The following is a 17,418-nucleotide window of genomic DNA, read 5'->3' on the forward strand; positions in this document are numbered from 1 at the left end:
CTTAAGCGGCACAATCACTTTAGGTGCAACCAGCAATACCTTCTCAGTAACGGGCACACAGTTAACTCTTTCTGGAGTGATTTCAGGGGCAAGCAGAGGAATTACTAAAGAAGGTAGCGGCATCTTGATATTGAGTAATACTAATACCTACACTGGAGATACAACTATCAATGCCGGTACGCTAGCTATCACCAATGCCACAGGTCTTGGTACTACTGCTGCCGGTACCACGATTGCTAGTGGTGCAACTCTTGATCTTCAGAACGTAGCTGTTCTCACAGAAGCAATCACTATTAACGGTGGTACCTTAGCCACCTCAACTGGCACAAGTTCCTTAAGCGGCACAATCACTTTAGGTGCGACCAACAATACTTTCTCAGTAGCGGGCACACAGTTAACTCTGTCAGGAGTGATTTCAGGTACTGGTAGCGGATTTACTAAAGAAGGTAGTGGCATCTTGGTATTGAGTAATGCCAATACCTACACTGGTGCCACGACTATCAATGCCGGTACTCTCTCCGCATCTTCATTGGCTAATGGCGGCACAGCGAGCGGCATAGGACAATCAACAAGCGATGCTGCGAATTTAGTAATTAATGGCGGTACGCTGAAATATACCGGAAGTCAAATTACTATAAATCGTTTATTTACGATTGGTGCCAATGGTGCAACCATAGATAATTCCAGTTCAGGTTTAAATTTTGGCAATTCCGGTAGCTTGGTAGTTTTAGGTACATCTCCGATATTGACCTTAACTGGATCCACGATGTACTCAGCATCTTTAACTCCAGTATTGGTAGATCCAAGTGGCGGTACTTTATCAATCGTAAAAAATGGCACTGGCACTGGCGCTTGGGTTTTAAGTGGTGCTAATACCTTCACAGGTACGGCGATTATTTCTTCGGGTACTCTAGTGCCAGGCCTATCCTCATTAACTAATGCGAGTTTAGTGCGGGTTGATAGCGGTGCTTTTTTGAGGCTTCCTGATACAGCTATAACCTCATCGCCATTTACAAAAGCAATTACTCTGAATGGGGGAACACTTACCGGCGGAACAACTGGTGGTGTGTTATATGTAATGAATGCGCCAATAACACTTACGGCTGATTCTCAAATAGCAATGACTGGTGGTAGTGGTTTAACTCTAAAGTCGTTATCAGTTATCAGCGGTGCTTATGGCGTTTCCTATAACGGAATAATTGGAGGCACCTCCTATTCATCACCAATAAATATTGATAGTTCTAACACTTACACTGGTGTAAGTACTGTTTCATTTGGAACTTTTACAGTTAGCACTTCAAATGCATTTGGTAGTTCAATAGGCCAAATACTTTTAGGAGGATCTTCCGGCACAGCTTTCACTAATTTATATGCAACGGGCGGTATCAATATTGCTCGTGATATCACTGTTCAAGCCGGTAGTACTGGTTCTGCGACTATAGGAATTAGCGGGGCAACGACTGCGACCTTTAGTGGCAATATTATTCTCAATAAGAAGTTGGTTTTATCGGGAGGTGCTAACTCAAATGGCTGCTATGTAAATTTTAGTGGGGTAATTTCAGGAGCTAATCAATCTATTGATATCACTGGGACGAATAGTTTGGGTGATGGTGTAATCCTTTCAAATGCCAATACTTATAGTGGCGCTACAACTATTGTCTCGGGGCGACTTAAGCTCGCAAACGCTAATGCACTCGGAAATAGTCCTAGCGTTTCAATTAGTTCCGCTACCGTTGTATTTGACTTAAATGGATATGATATTGCTAAGCCAATCACGCTTGCAGGTACTGGCTTTATTACCAATACAAATACAGGCAGTACCTCCAGAATAACTGGTGGTATTACTCTTGGCGGTGCTAATGGATATTTAAGTCCAAAATCAGGTGCAACGTTGATCGTCGATACTTTGCCGATCCTGGGTACTCTCACGAGTGTGTTAAATATCGGTACACAAACTACAGCCCTTTATGATGGTAATGGAACCGTGATTATTCAGGTTGCTAACAATACATTTGGCGGCGGTACCATCCTTCATCAAAGCCCAGTTTTAAAAATTGGCGTAAATGATGCGCTTGCAGGAACTGGATCCATTTCTGTTGGTGATGGTACCTCGGCCTCAAGAGGTAACTTAGATTTAGCAGGCTTCACTGTTTCAAATGCAATCAGTATTCCTACATCGACTACCTTAGCTTTAATTTATAGTAGCCAAGGTTCTGCTAACTTAACTGGTGCTGTCACAATTTCAACGGCGACTGTTGGGGCTGTAACTTTTGGGGCATATGCTGGATCAAGCTTAACATTTAGTGGCTCAATTACTGGTGGAACTTCCGCCATAAAAATTGGTTATGCATCGGGGGCTTTCCCAACTAATACGAGTGTTGGGGCAGGTGCTGGTACGGTTATATTCTCCGGATCTGCTGTAGTTAATGGTTACTCGGGTTCAACGACCATTCTTAATGGATCGACCTTAGATATTAAATATGATTCTGCGACTACCTCAACAGCAGACCCTTTATTTACTAGTACCTACTTACTTGGTACTGGCGGCGGTAACGTCATTATTGAGCCATATACAACTGGCGGAACAATATCCCTGGGTTCAACTGGTTCGACTTTAAATTTACCTGTTTATCTCTTTAATGGCGTTGGAGGTACTCGTAAATTTGCAGATGGATTTACCAATATCACTATAGGAAGCTCCACTGCGGGTAACATTGACGTTTCAGGCACGGCAACATTCACCGATTCTGTGGCATTAGTGTCTGGTGGCAATATTACGATTAACTCAGGTGCATCAATTTCGGATAGCCAAGCTTCAGGTAACTTGGTTATTGCTGCACTTGGTAATTTTATTAATAACGCTGGATCTAGTGCACTGGTAACGACTGATGCGGGAGCGACAGATCGTTGGGTTGTTTATAGTGCAACTCCTGCTTCAGACACATTTGGTGGATTGGTAAGTGGTAATAAGGCGTATTGGGGTTCAACATACCTATCAGCGCCCCCAGCAGTCATTGGGGCTGGGAATAGATATGTATTTGGTGATAGCCCAACAATTACAACTACAGACGCTCAAAAGACATACGGGAATACGGTTGATTTAAGTACAAATTACAGCTTAGGTGGAGCGTATCAAACTAACCCAGCAACTTATGGCAATGTATATCTAGCTGTTACCAGCTCGGATATTTTTGCTACATTGCCAACTATCTCTTCTACCGGCTCTAGTTCTGGCGCCTCTGTTGGCACATATGCAATTACTGCATCTGGGGCCTCTGCAAATACTGGGTATGGATTCAGCTATGCAAATACAGGCATTTTGACTGTTGATCCGGCAACTATTGTGTTGGGGATTGTAGGTAGCAAAACTTACGATGGCAATAAAACATTTGCCGCCGGACCGGATTTAGTTGTTTCGGGTTTAAATGTGGGTGATGTATTAGCTACTGCTACGGCAAATAGTGCACAAGTCTCAGATAACGGAAGTAATTATTTTGTTTCATTTACCCTCTCTAGCGGTACTGCTTCAAACTATAGTTTAGTTAGTGGCTACAATGCAGCTACAAATTCAGCAACAATCAACAAAGCCAATGCCTATGTGATCATCGGTTCTGGTCAGAGTAGTACCTATGGCAGCACACCAACGATTACTTACACCTTTAATGCCAATGCTGCGGGTACGGGTAGTGCTATTACGACTGCGACCACTGGTACGGCAGTCATTACCAATGCGCCAAGTGCCACCTCAGATGCCGCAACCTATAGCCTGACTTATGCAAGCGGTCTGAACTCAACAAACTACAGCTTTAATCCAGCAGCAAGCGCCGTGAACTATATTGTTAATCCAGTGTCTTTAGTAGTCACTGGTGCTAATAACAGTGTGGCCTATAACGGTTCAGCACAAACGAATAGTGGTGCTACTGCGACTGTGAATGGTAGTGCGGCGACTATCACCGGCAATACGATTGCTACTGGTATCGGTAGCCAAAGCTTCACGCTCTCTGGTTATGGCTCCGGTACGAATGCTAGTGCCACACCTTATGCTGATAACCTCCAGGCAACAGCAGGCAGTGGCACTACTGCAAGTAACTACAACATTAGTTACACCAATGCCGGCCTAACAATCAACAAAGCCAATGCCTATGTGATCATCGGTTCTGGTCAGAGTAGTACCTATGGCAGCACACCAACGATTACTTACACCTTTAATGCCAATGCTGCGGGTACGGGTAGTGCTATTACGACTGCGACCACTGGTACGGCAGTCATTACCAATGCGCCAAGTGCCACCTCAGATGCCGCAACCTATAGCCTGACTTATGCAAGCGGTCTGAACTCAACAAACTACAGCTTTAATCCAGCAGCAAGCGCCGTGAACTATATTGTTAATCCAGTGTCTTTAGTAGTCACTGGTGCTAATAACAGTGTGGCCTATAACGGTTCAGCACAAACGAATAGTGGTGCTACTGCGACTGTGAATGGTAGTGCGGCGACTATCACCGGCAATACGATTGCTACTGGTATCGGTAGCCAAAGCTTCACGCTCTCTGGTTATGGCTCCGGTACGAATGCTAGTGCCACACCTTATGCTGATAACCTCCAGGCAACAGCAGGCAGTGGCACTACTGCAAGTAACTACAACATTAGTTACACCAATGCCGGCCTAACAATCAACAAAGCCAATGCCTATGTGATTATCGGTTCTGGTCAGAGTAGTACCTATGGCAGCACACCAACGATTACTTACACCTTTAATGCCAATGCTGCGGGTACGGGTAGTGCTATTACGACTGCGACCACTGGTACGGCAGTCATTACCTTTAATGGTTTTAATAGTGTTACCGCGACTTCAAATTCAGGAACCTATGGCCTTTATTACACCAGTGGTTTGAGTTCGACTAACTATACATTTAGTCGTGCTACAGGGACAGTGAATTTCGTTGTGAATCCTGCAATTCTGAATTTAACGATTAGCAAAACTTACGATGGATTTTCTAGCTTTTCCTCCACTAATACCTATACGCTTAGTGGTACCTTGTATAACGGTGATTCATATCCAACCATTACTCCTGGAAGAACCGCGCTAACTAATAGTGCAAATGCTGCAACCTACAGCAGTTTTACTAGCAGTAATCTAACTTTGCTCGATGGAAACTACACCCTAACTGGAGGTACTGTTAGTGCAACTATAGATAAAGCCAATGCTTATGTGATCATCGGTTCTGGTCAGAGTAGTACCTATGGCAGCACACCATCCATTAACTACACTTTTAATACCAATGCTGCTGGTAGCGGAAGCTCAATTAGTAGCCCAGCTGCTTTAGTTGGATTATCTGGAACTGCAGTAATTACAAACGCGCCTACTTCAAGTTCTGGTGCGGCAAGCTATGACTTAACCTACAGTACGGGTTTGACTTCCACGAATTATATTTATAACCCTGCTTCAAATAGCGTCAATTTCACAGTAAATCCTAAGCCAATTACGCTTACTGCTAATGCCCGCAGTACAACTTATGGAACTGCTTTAAGTTTAGGGACAACCGCCTATAGCATTACCAGTGGCGGATTAAATATAGGCGAAACGATTAGCTCTGTAACGCTTAAATATCAGGGAAGTGATACCGTAGGCGATACAACGAATGCTGGCACATACACCAGTGGGATCGTAGCAAGTGATGCAACAGGTACCGGCGGCTTTAACTCTACTAATTATGCAATCACTTATAGGCCTGCTAATTTAACGGTCAACAAAAAATCCGTAACCATCACTAATAACACTAGCAGCACTACATATGACGGCGTATCGACTTATGCCGATCTTGTTGGCTCTGCTAGCTTTACAACTACGGCACTGGCAGGTTCTGATGCTGTTGGATCGGTTACTCAGCGCACTACTGTTGGTGGAAATCTAGTTAGTGGCATAGCTCAAGCCGGCACCTTTATTTCTACGCCGAGTGCAGCTGTGCTTTCAACTGGTACAGCGAGCAATTATTTATTCACATACACTCCGTCAACTAATGTAGTTGTTAAAGCGAATTTAAGTGTGACAGCTACACCAAGTATCTCTGGGAATGTCTATAACGGCAATGCTTATACGGGCACTTATACAACTACCTTGCTGGGTGCTGATGCCATCACCGTGACTGGTTTGGCAACAGGTACTAATGCAGGGACCTACACCTCCAATTTGCAAGTGAGCGGTACTGCACTAGGAAACTACAACACTCCAACAATTACCAATGCAAATTTAGTAATTAGTCCTAAGCCCCTTCTCATTTCTGGTCAGACTGCAAGTAATAAAACATATGACAGTACAACCGATGCCTTGCTTAACTCTAATAATGCTGCCTTGGTTGGTGTTGTGGGTTCAGATCCCGTTGAGCTGAATGCCGCTGCTGCATATGGAAGCTTTGCGAGTGCAGATGTAGGCAATAGTATCCCTGTAACCGTACTAGGCAATACTTTGAGCGGCTCTGCTGCTGGCAACTATACGTTGTCGCAGCCTACGGGTCTATCCGCAAATATTACCAAGGCACCATTGACGGTAACGGCCGATAATGTAGCAACATTCATTGGCCAGGGCCTACCTAGCAGCTATACCGTGAGTTATTCTGGCTTTGTTCAGGGGCAGACAGCAGGTAATTCTGGTGTCATAGCAGGCTCTGTTGCAAATAGCGCAAATATCAGTTCAGGCGCTGGTACTTACACTCTGACGCCGTCAGGTTTTAGTGCAAACAATTACAGTATTTCTTATGTGACTGGCACATACACAATTGCTCCAGCAGATACATTAGTGGTGCAAGCCGGAAGTCATGCAATTACTTACGGAAATAATGTGAGCCTAACCCCGAGTTCTGTTCAGTACTATTTAAACGGCACGGGCGTTGTAAATCTAAATTATGTAAGTAGTGTTGGTAACACCTACACATATAACGATAATCGCGGTGGAAATGTAACGTTTACACTTTCCCCGGCTAATGCAGTGATGAGTTCTAGTAATAACCTCAGTTTTGGCTCTTATCAGATTTCTGGTGGGAACTTGATTCAGAGCGGCACAATTAATCTTATTGGAGCAGGTGTCTATACCGGCAGTTTGTCTGTAGGCCAACAAGCAGTCACAGCTAGTGCGTCAAGCGTATCCAAGGTTTACGATGGCACGACAACCATGAATGGCCTGTCAATTTCACTCTCACCAGTAATTTCTGGTGACCAAGTGACTGCTGGCGGTTCAGGTGCTTTTGCTCAGAAAAACGTAGGCTCAAATATTAATTACAGCGTTTCTAACTTAGCTCTGAGTGGCGTAGATAGTAATAACTACTATCTGGCTGGGGGTACTAACTTTAGTGGTTCAAATGGCGTGATTACACCGGCCACCTTAACTTATACTGCTGCCCCAGCTAGCAGCACCTACGGCAGCATACCTAGTGTGAATGCTGGGTCGGTCACAGGCTTTGTAGCTGGTGAAAACCAAGCCAATGCCACTTCTGGTGGATTGCTGTTTAGTACGACTGCTACGAATTTAAGTAATGTAGGTAGTTATCCAATTTATGGCTCTGGATTGGCTGCAAATGATGGAAATTACAACTTTGGACAGGCCGCTGGAAATGCCACTGCATTAACTGTTAATCCAGCAACGTTAACTTACACAGCAACGCCAGTTTCTGCTGTGGCAGGGACCCTCCCGAACGTAAATAACGGCTCAGTTATTGGTTTTGTAAATAATCAGAATCAATCGATTGCTACTACAGGGACCTTGTTATTTAGCACTAATGCATCTTCCACCAGTGGGGCTGGGACTTATTCAATTAATGGTTCGGGTCTTGTTGCAAATAATGGCAATTACATCTTTGTGCAGGCGCCAAGCAATGCGACGGCTTTAACAATTACACCAGCACCAAATCCAACCCCAGCTACTGGCTCAGGCTCTGGAATATCAGTGACGGGATGTATTGTGGGTATGGATGAGGTTAAGGACCAAATTCTTATTCAAAGCGGCTTGTGTGTCGCCGTGAAGTAAGGCTAGCTACATATGGCATAAATATGTCTGGGCATCTCTAAAGGTGTTTTAGTCTCAATTTTGAGCCTTTTTAGGGGCCATTCTTCTTAAGACCTTGATTTTCATAGGCTTTCGAGTTCAATCACGGGTATCCAGAGTTCAATCCTTAGAAAACTCCAACATTTGCCCTTGAATTCCCTCGAATCAGACCTATATAATCAGCACTCCCTACACGCGAGTGCTAAAACAGGCTTATTCAGCTGAAAAGCTTGTTGCCTTCGTGTTAAGAGATTGCAACATATTGATTTATATTGGTTTTTTAATTAGTTAACACTTACTAACATAGGAGAAGGAATGAATCTGCGTCCTTTACATGATCGCGTAATCATTAAACGTTTAGATCAAGAATCAAAAACTGCTTCTGGAATCATCATTCCGGATGCTGCTGCTGAAAAGCCAGACCAAGGCGAAGTATTGGCAGTTGGCCCAGGCAAACGTGATGACAGCGGTAAGTTGAATGCACCAGACGTCAAAGTTGGCGATCGCGTGTTATTTGGCAAATATGCAGGTCAAACAGTTAAGGTCGGCAGCGACGAGCTTCTCGTAATGCGCGAAGAAGACATCATGGCTGTTGTACAGAAGTAATCGGTACCTAAGAAAGGAACTCAATCATGGCAGCAAAAGACGTCGTATTTGGAGATAACGCCCGTACCAAGATGGTAGAAGGCGTAAACATTCTTGCGAACGCAGTAAAAACAACTTTGGGACCAAAAGGTCGCAATGTAGTTATCGAGCGTTCATTCGGCGGCCCAACCATCACTAAAGATGGTGTGTCCGTAGCAAAAGAAATCGAACTCAAAGACAAGCTCCAGAACATGGGTGCTCAGATGGTGAAGGAAGTTGCTTCCAAAACCAATGACATCGCTGGTGACGGTACAACTACAGCTACTGTATTGGCTCAGTCTATCGTTCGCGAAGGCATGAAATACGTAGTTTCTGGTCACAACCCAATGGACTTGAAGCGCGGTATCGACAAAGCTGTAGCAGCTGCAATCGAAGAGCTCAAGAAAATCAGTAAGCCTTGCACAACTACTAAAGAAATCGCTCAAGTTGGTTCAATCTCAGCTAATAGCGATCACAGCATTGGTCAGCGTATCGCTGAAGCAATGGAAAAAGTAGGTAAAGAAGGCGTTATCACTGTTGAAGATGGCAAGTCATTAGAAGACGAGCTTGAAGTGGTTGAGGGTATGCAGTTTGACCGCGGTTACCTCTCCCCATACTTCATCAACCAGCCTGAAAAGCAAGTTGCCGTATTGGAAACACCATACGTTCTCTTGTTTGACAAGAAAGTTAGCAACATTCGTGATTTGCTCCCAGTACTCGAGCAAGTAGCGAAATCTGGTCGCCCATTGTTGATCATTGCAGAAGATGTTGAAGGCGAAGCCTTGGCAACTTTGGTTGTGAACAACATTCGCGGCATCATCAAGACTTGTGCCGTTAAGGCCCCAGGCTTTGGCGATCGTCGTAAAGCTATGTTGGAAGACATCGCGATTTTGACTGGCGGTACAGTAATCGCTGAAGAAATCGGTCTCACGCTTGAAAAAACAACTCTTGAGCACTTAGGTCAAGCGAAGCGTATCGAAGTTGGCAAAGAAAACACCATCATCATTGACGGTGCTGGCGATGCTAAAGCAATCGAAGCGCGCGTGAAGAACATCCGTGTTCAGATCGAAGAAGCTACTAGCGACTACGACAAAGAGAAATTGCAAGAGCGCGTTGCCAAATTGGCAGGCGGTGTTGCAGTGATTCGTGTTGGTGCTGCTACGGAAGTTGAAATGAAAGAAAAGAAAGACCGCGTTGATGATGCATTGCACGCAACTCGTGCAGCGGTTGAAGAAGGTATTGTTCCTGGCGGTGGCGTAGCATTGTTACGCGCGATGCAAGGTATCAAGGGCTTGAAAGGTGATAACGCTGACCAAGACGCAGGTATCAACATCGTATTGCGCGCAATGGAAGAGCCAATCCGTATCATCGTTTCTAACGCAGGTGATGAAGCCAGCGTAGTTGTTAATGCAGTATTGGCCAGCAAGGGCAACAACGGTTACAACGCAGCAACTGGTGAGTACGGCGACCTCGTAGCTCAAGGTGTGATCGACCCAACCAAGGTAACAAAAACTGCATTGGTTAATGCAGCTTCTGTTGCAGCCTTGTTGTTGACTACCGATTGCGCAATTTGCGAAGCGCCAAAGGATGATTCTGCTGGTGGCGGCATGCCTGATATGGGCGGTATGGGTGGCATGGGTGGAATGGGCGGCATGATGTAATGGCTGTAAATTTCCTCAGCTCCCAAGCTGTAGAAACTAAAACGCCTAGTTCAAAAGACTAGGCGTTTTTTTTAATTAAAGAGGATGAGTAGCCTTTATACCCGTTTAAATATTGTGATTATGGATAAATTATTCATATTAGACTTATTCGATAGCGTCGCATCACAAAAAATCTTGTATTTTTCGAGAAAAAATACGGGTCGAAGGTAGAATTATCCATCGAACTATTAATCGCCATTTCAATAATATTTTTTCTGAATGCAGCAAATGCAAAATTTTTTAGAATCTATGATTCGCCATGCAGTTAGCGATTTTGAGGCCAAGAATTATGACGCTTCTGAGAAGCTTCTTATGAAAGTATTGCAAGCGCAGAAAAATAACTTACCTGCGCTGCATATTATGGGATTGATAAGGGCTATACAAGAGAGACATCCAGAGGCGGCAGATTGTTTTAAGAAAGCTTTGGTTATTAGCCCACAAGAGCCTTCTTTGTATTACAACTTAGCAAAAGCTTTATCCTCTTATGGGCGAAACCTAGAGGCAATTAAATATCATCAAAAATCAGTAGAGCTGGCCGGCAATAATCCTGAGGCTTGGGTTAATTACGGCAATAGTTTGGTGCTTCTAGGGCGTGAAAATGAAGCGATAAAAATGTTTGAAAAGGCGCTGACTTTAAATCCAGCATCAATAGATGCGCTTTTGAATTTGGGCGAATGTTATCGCCAGCTAGAGATTTATGAGCGAGCATTGGAGTACTTTAAAAGCGCCATTCAACTTGATGAAGCATCCCATCTGGGTTGGTTGGGTCGTGGAAGAGTTGAAGCTTCTCTTAAGGATTCTGAATCTGCAATCAAATCTTATATCCAGTGTTTGCATTTAAACCCAGAAGGTATTAATGGCTACTTAGAGTTAGGGTTAATTTATCTTTCCTTGATGAGGCATGCAGATGCTCTTAGTTGTTACCAAAAAGCCCATAAAATGTATCCCAGCGAAGAATTTCTTTTGGGCAAAATATTAAATCTGTCACTGGTAACCTGTTCATGGACGGTATTGCCTGAGTTGATTTCAGAAATTTCTTTAAAAATAACTCAGGGTTTCAAGATTGCTTATCCATTTACGGTCCTATCTGCCATTGATAGCCCAGATTTGCAACTGAGAGCCGCTCAAATTTGGGCTGAAAATTTCCAGTTAACTAGTCCTCTTAAAAAAGAAAAAATATCACTTAAAAGTAGGGGAAAAATCCGCATCGGATATTTTTCAGCAGATTTTTATAATCATGCTACTTTGCATCTGATGGCGGATTTTTTTGAGAAGCATGATAAGACCCGATTTGAGATATTTGCTTTTTCATACGGGAAAGAAATAAAAGACAGTATGTTCGAAAGAGTGGCCACTCAATTTGATGGGTATTACTACATTGGCAATGAATCGGATGAGGAAGTGGCTAAGATGGCTCGAGAGATGGACTTAGATATTGCGGTCGATTTAAAGGGCTATACATATGATGGCCGCCCCGGAATTTTTATGCAGAAAGCTGCTCCATTACAGGTCAACTATTTAGGCTATCCCGGAACACTGGGGACCTCTAATGTTGATTACATCATTGCCGACCCTATTTTGATACCTGAAGCTCTGCAGAAATTCTATTCAGAAAAAATTATTTATTTACCAAATAGCTATCAAATTAATGATCCACAGCGTCTAATTTCAACAAGAGAATATTCTCGAAAAGAATTGGGATTGCCTGAGGATGCATTTATATATTGCGGATTTAACCAGCACTACAAGATTTTGCCGGCCATGTTTGATGTATGGGCAAGAATTCTCAATAGAGTTGACGATAGTATTTTATGGTTGTTAGTAGATGACGATGTTGCTAAAAATAATCTAAGAAATGAAATTGAACTCCGGGGAATCAATCCCAATAGACTCTTTTTTGCTGACAAAATCCCAACTGCCGAACATTTATCTAGAATGAAATTAGGCGATTTATTTTTGGACACATATCCCTGCAATTCTCATACCACTGCTAGTGATGCATTATGGGTAGGTCTTCCCATCCTAACCTATCAAGGCGATTCATTTTCAGCAAGAGTTGCTAGCAGCTTATTAATCGCAATTGAATTGCCAGAGTTAGTTACAAGCTCTCTCAATGACTATGAGAATCTAGCAGTGGAGTTGGCTGTTAATCGAGATAAACTTAAGGATATTAAATGCAAGCTCGAAAGCAATAGGCTAACTACAACCCTTTTTAATTCCACTCTAACAACTCATCATATTGAAAGTGCATATGAAAAGATTGTGGATTTGGCTATAAATAAAATGCAATCAAAAAACATTTATATTAATTAATAAATCAAGCAGATGATCACTAACGATGAATTACCAGTGCGTGTTGTTTGTGCCACCAAATTAGATCAAAACGATTTTTTATCTAAGACGCATACCGGAAGATCAATTAGGGCATTTATTGAGACCTCAAAAGTTGAGGTTCGACTCTATGCCAGCAATTCAAAGGGGTTGGGCGAACTTTATAATAAGGCTATTGAAGAGGCTCTTCTTAAGCCTGCAATCCTAGTCTTCATCCATGATGATGTTTTATTATGCGATTATTTTTGGGTGGACAGAGTCCGAGAGGGGCTAAAGCGTTTTGAATTGCTGGGGGTTGTTGGAAATACTAGAAGGTTGCCGCGCCAGCCTGGCTGGATAATGACAAATACTGAGGGCAATCTGGATGATAAGAAATATTTAAGCGGAGCTATAGGTCAAGGCAATTCATACCCCCCGCTAAGACTTGATGTATTTGGCGCGCCTGGACTTGAGTGCAAGCTGATGGACGGCGTTTTTCTTGCTATCTCAAGTAAAACTATTGAAAAATCTAAATTGCGGTTTGATAGCAGATTTAATTTTCACTTTTATGATTTAGATTTTTGCAGAAGCGCTGAGATGCTAAATGTAAAAATGGGGACTATTCCTTTATCTATCGTCCATGCTAGTTATGGTGGTTTGGATAAGTCCTGGTTCGAGTCCTATGCTACGTATATAGATAAGTGGAAAGAATAGCTTTAATTAATAAATATCATGAGATATAACATTTGCATTATTCAGCCGAAAGATTATGTTCATACGCAGGCGTATACAGAGCTAGCTGAGGCAATTAAATTCTCCTTGATCGATTTGGGGTTTGAGGCGACCCTGCAATACCGTCAGATGGAAAAAAATGCTGTAAATATTTTAATAGGGTGCCATCTCCTGGAGTTGGAATATATTCCAAAAATTCCCAAGGAAACTATTATTTTAAATACGGAGCAAATTTACAATACTGATATTAAGTGGAATTCCACCATTTTCGAATGGGTAAAGCATTTTCGTGTCTGGGACTATAGCGAAAGAAATATTCTCAAGTTAAATGAGTTGGGCATTCGAAATGTTGGCTTACTTAAGCTGGGCTTTCAAAAAGAATTAATAAAAATTCCCAATTCTGGATCTAGGGATATAGATGTTCTATTTTATGGGTGGATTAATCCGAGAAGGGCTGTAATTATTGAGCAACTTAAGTCTCGCGGATTGGTTGTTAGAACTCTTTGGGGTGTTTATGGTGATGAAAGGGATGCTCTGATTGCAAGGTCCAAGCTAGTTTTAAATCACCACTTCCATGATTCTGAAATATTTGAAGTGGTGCGTGTTTTTTATTTGATGAATAATTCTGTTGCAGTTGTTTCTGAGGTTAATCCGACTACATCTATTGATGAGATGTATCTTGATGGGGTGAATGGTGTGCCATATGATCGGCTGGCTGATGAATGCTCTGAACTTATTCAAAATCCAATAAAGCTGCAAGAGTTGAGGCGTTTAGCTTTTCAGACCATATCTCGCTTTCCGCAATCTGAATTCACAAAAGCAATCCTTTAAATGCAGCGTCTGCGAGTTCTTTAAAAGCATTCATAGATACCTGATGCGGTACTTTAAATTCCGCAGTCACCTGATCGTTGAGGATATAACTCCTGCTTCACAAGTTTAGACATTTTTTATTTATTACAGTAAATCAATGAAGAGGTTCTACCCACTATCTTTAATTACCCTCCTACTTAGTGTAATAAAAAACCGCCCGAAGGCGGTTATTTATTTGTAGCTGGTTAGATTGATCTTTAGGACACTGATTTCACCATGTCTTCAACTACTTTCTTCGCATCACCGAAGACCATCATGGTTTTATCCATGTAGAAGAGTTCGTTATCAAGACCAGCATAACCTGCAGCCATGGAGCGCTTGTTCACAATAATTGTTTTAGCTTTGAAGGCTTCCAGGATTGGCATACCAAAGATTGGGCTACCGGGCGTGCGAGCAGCAGGGTTCACCACGTCGTTTGCGCCAAGTACTAGCACCACATCAGCCTGACCGAAATCGCTATTGATGTCTTCCATTTCAAATACTTGATCGTATGGAACTTCAGCTTCAGCCAAGAGTACGTTCATGTGACCAGGCATACGGCCTGCAACTGGGTGAATCGCATACTTCACGGTAACGCCATGATGGGTGAGCTTCTCTGTTAATTCTTTCAGGGCGTGTTGAGCACGGGCAACTGCCAAGCCGTAGCCAGGAACAATCACAACAGTGTCCGCATTCTCCATGAGGAAAGCGGCATCTTCTGGGGAGCCAGTTTTGTAGTTCTTTGGACCGCCATCATCAGCACCACCAGCAGAGGCTTCAGCACCAAAGCCACCAAGCAATACTGCCAAGATGGAGCGGTTCATCGCCTTACACATGATGTAAGACAGAATTGCGCCAGAAGAGCCTACGCAAGCGCCAGCAATAATCAATACTGGGTTGTTCAATGTAAAACCAATGCCTGCAGCCGCCCAGCCAGAGTAGCTATTGAGCATGGATACAACGACTGGCATATCTGCGCCACCGATTGGGATGATCAAAGTCACGCCCAATACCAAAGCAATCGCACACATTGCCAAGAATGCTTCGTGGCTACCTGTCATGAAATACATGACGCCACCAGAAACCATGCCGATCGCGAGGATGAGATTGAGCAAATGCTGACCAGCAAAAGTCACTGGCTTACCACTAACTTTGCCGGATAGTTTTCCGAATGCAATGACAGAGGCGGTAAAGGTAATGGCACCAATAAACGCGCCAATAAAGAGCTCAATCTTTTGTGCGCCAGTATGGTCATGGGCTGGGTTATATACCGCTGCAATCGCAATCAATACAGCTGACAAACCAACAAAGGAGTGCATGAGTGCTACGAGCTCAGGCATCTTCGTCATCTGTACACGCTTAGCTGCGAGTGTTCCTATGATGGCGCCGCCAACAATTGCACCAATAATCAAAGAGAAGACTGGCTTAAAGTCGGGAATCATGAAGGTAGTGATTACGGCAAGCAACATGCCGATCATGCCGAAGGTATTGCCTTGGCGTGATGTTGTTGGTGATGACAATCCACGCAAGGCGAGGATGAAAAGCACCGATGAAATGAGATAGGAAATCGCGGTTATGTTTGACATTATTGTGGTCTCTATAAGATCTTGTTCTAGTTTTATTTAGTTCCAGTCGCATCAGCCTTTGGAGCTTTTTTCTTGAACATTTCAAGCATGCGACGGGTGACCATAAAGCCACCAAAAATATTGATTGATGCCAAGAAGACTGCCACAGCACCAATGATGCTGGTGAGAGTGATCTCATCGCCACCAATTACTTCAGTTTGAAGTAGGGCACCAACAATAATGATTCCAGAAATAGCATTAGTAACAGCCATGAGTGGAGTGTGAAGTGCAGGTGTGACGTTCCAAACTACGTGGTAGCCAACAAAAATAGCTAATACAAACACGGTGATGTTTTGGACTGTGAGGATGCTTTGAAACGCAGCGAGATCCATGATATTTCCTTTGAAAATTCTTTATTAGTTTTTACGGACGGCTTGGCCATCACGACACATGAGGCAGGCGGTTACGATGTCATCATCAGCGGGGATAACTAACTTCGCTTCTGCATCAACGATGAGTTTCATGAAGTCGAGCAAGTTGCGTGCGTACAGGGCGGAGGCATCTGCGGCCACCATGCTTGCAAGATTGGTGTAACCAATAATCTTCACACCATTCTTATCAACAATCTTGTCTGCTTCTGTCAAAGGACAGTTACCCGAACCGTTATCGCCACGACCAGCCGCTAAGTCGATCACGATAGAGCCTGGTTTCATATTGGCAACGGTATCGCTGTGCAATAAGACTGGCGGTTTGCGACCTGGAATTAAAGCGGTGGTAATCACGATGTCAGCTTGTTGAGCGCGCTCTGCAACCAAGGCTGCTTGACGCTTCATCCAAGCTTCTGGCATTGGACGGGCATAGCCACCAACACCTTGAGCGATTTCACGTTCTTCATCTGTTTCATAAGGCACGTCAACAAACTTGGCGCCGAGAGATTCAATTTGTTCTTTGGCAGCAGGGCGTACATCAGATGCTTCGATGACGGCGCCTAAACGCTTCGCAGTCGCGATAGCTTGCAGACCGGCAACACCGGCACCCAAGATCAGTACACGCGCTGCTTTAACAGTTCCTGCAGCAGTCATGAGCATTGGCATGAAGCGTTGATACTCATTTGCACCAACCATCACTGCTTTGTATCCGGCGATATTCGCTTGTGAAGACAAGACGTCCATACTTTGTGCGCGAGTAGTGCGTGGGGCAGCCTCTAATGAGAATGCAGTCACGCCTTGTGCAGCCATGGCCGCAATATTGTCGTTATCAAATGGATCGAGCATGCCAATGAGTACGCTGCCAGATTTAATTTGCTTGAGCTCTGCAGCTTCAGGTGCACGCACCTTGAGAACGATCTCCGCCCCAAAGGCGTCAGCTGCGCTTCCAATAGTTGCGCCTACTGCTTCATATGCAGAATCTGGTTGGCTGGCTTTAACACCTGCATCCTTTTGAATAACGACTGTGTGGCCTTGGCCAATCAGCTTTTTAACTGTTTCTGGTGTGGCGGCAACGCGAGTTTCCCCGGGTCTGATTTCCAGCGGTACGCCTATGCGCATGGCATGTCTCCAAATGCTAATGTTTCAAAAAATCTATTTTAGGTATATATACGCGA

Annotated in this window: 9 protein-coding genes; 6 read left to right on the plus strand and 3 right to left on the minus strand. The window is 43.7% G+C overall.

Annotated elements, in window-relative coordinates; genetic code table 11:
• Positions 1-76: 76 nt before the first annotated feature.
• The 6 genes from ICN25_RS04865 to ICN25_RS04890 all read left to right on the plus strand — a co-directional run bounded on the left by ICN25_RS04865 (position 77) and on the right by ICN25_RS04890 (position 14,232).
• Positions 77-8,017: a YDG domain-containing protein gene (locus ICN25_RS04865; protein ID WP_370624702.1), complete on the plus strand. Its 7,941-nt coding sequence runs from the start codon at positions 77-79 to the stop codon at positions 8,015-8,017.
• A 333-nt stretch (positions 8,018-8,350) separates the two neighbouring features.
• The gene (locus tag ICN25_RS04870) at positions 8,351-8,641 is read left to right on the plus strand and encodes a co-chaperone GroES (protein ID WP_015421939.1); all 291 of its coding nucleotides are present in this window, start codon (positions 8,351-8,353) and stop codon (positions 8,639-8,641) included.
• A gap of 26 nt (positions 8,642-8,667) precedes the next feature.
• Positions 8,668-10,320: a chaperonin GroEL gene (gene groL / locus ICN25_RS04875; protein ID WP_015421938.1), complete on the plus strand. Its 1,653-nt coding sequence runs from the start codon at positions 8,668-8,670 to the stop codon at positions 10,318-10,320.
• 258 nt (positions 10,321-10,578) lie between these two features.
• Positions 10,579-12,672, plus strand: coding sequence for a tetratricopeptide repeat protein (locus tag ICN25_RS04880; protein ID WP_216179610.1), 2,094 nt, complete (start codon positions 10,579-10,581; stop codon positions 12,670-12,672).
• Between the two features lie 12 nt (positions 12,673-12,684).
• Positions 12,685-13,383 carry a glycosyltransferase gene (locus ICN25_RS04885; RefSeq protein ID WP_216179612.1) on the plus strand — a complete coding sequence of 233 codons (699 nt, stop codon included), beginning with the start codon at positions 12,685-12,687 and terminating at the stop codon, positions 13,381-13,383.
• An 18-nt stretch (positions 13,384-13,401) separates the two neighbouring features.
• Entirely contained in the window at positions 13,402-14,232 is an 831-nt protein-coding gene (locus ICN25_RS04890) for a hypothetical protein (RefSeq protein WP_216179614.1), read from the plus strand.
• 236 nt (positions 14,233-14,468) lie between these two features.
• Here ICN25_RS04890 and ICN25_RS04895 read toward each other — a convergent pair whose 3' ends face one another.
• From ICN25_RS04895 to ICN25_RS04905, 3 genes are read right to left on the minus strand one after another with little or no spacing between them, the layout of a single operon-like run.
• Positions 14,469-15,836 carry an NAD(P)(+) transhydrogenase (Re/Si-specific) subunit beta gene (locus tag ICN25_RS04895; RefSeq protein ID WP_216179616.1) on the minus strand — a complete coding sequence of 456 codons (1,368 nt, stop codon included), beginning with the start codon at positions 15,834-15,836 and terminating at the stop codon, positions 14,469-14,471.
• Positions 15,837-15,868: 32 nt separating this feature from the next.
• Positions 15,869-16,207, minus strand: a complete 339-nt coding sequence (locus ICN25_RS04900) for a proton-translocating transhydrogenase family protein (protein ID WP_114691891.1) — start codon at positions 16,205-16,207, stop codon at positions 15,869-15,871.
• Positions 16,208-16,231: 24 nt separating this feature from the next.
• Positions 16,232-17,362, minus strand: coding sequence for a Re/Si-specific NAD(P)(+) transhydrogenase subunit alpha (locus tag ICN25_RS04905; protein ID WP_216179618.1), 1,131 nt, complete (start codon positions 17,360-17,362; stop codon positions 16,232-16,234).
• Between the last annotated feature and the right edge of the window lie 56 nt (positions 17,363-17,418).

It is taken from the genome of Polynucleobacter sp. 80A-SIGWE (genome assembly GCF_018882295.1).
Lineage (GTDB): Bacteria > Pseudomonadota > Gammaproteobacteria > Burkholderiales > Burkholderiaceae > Polynucleobacter.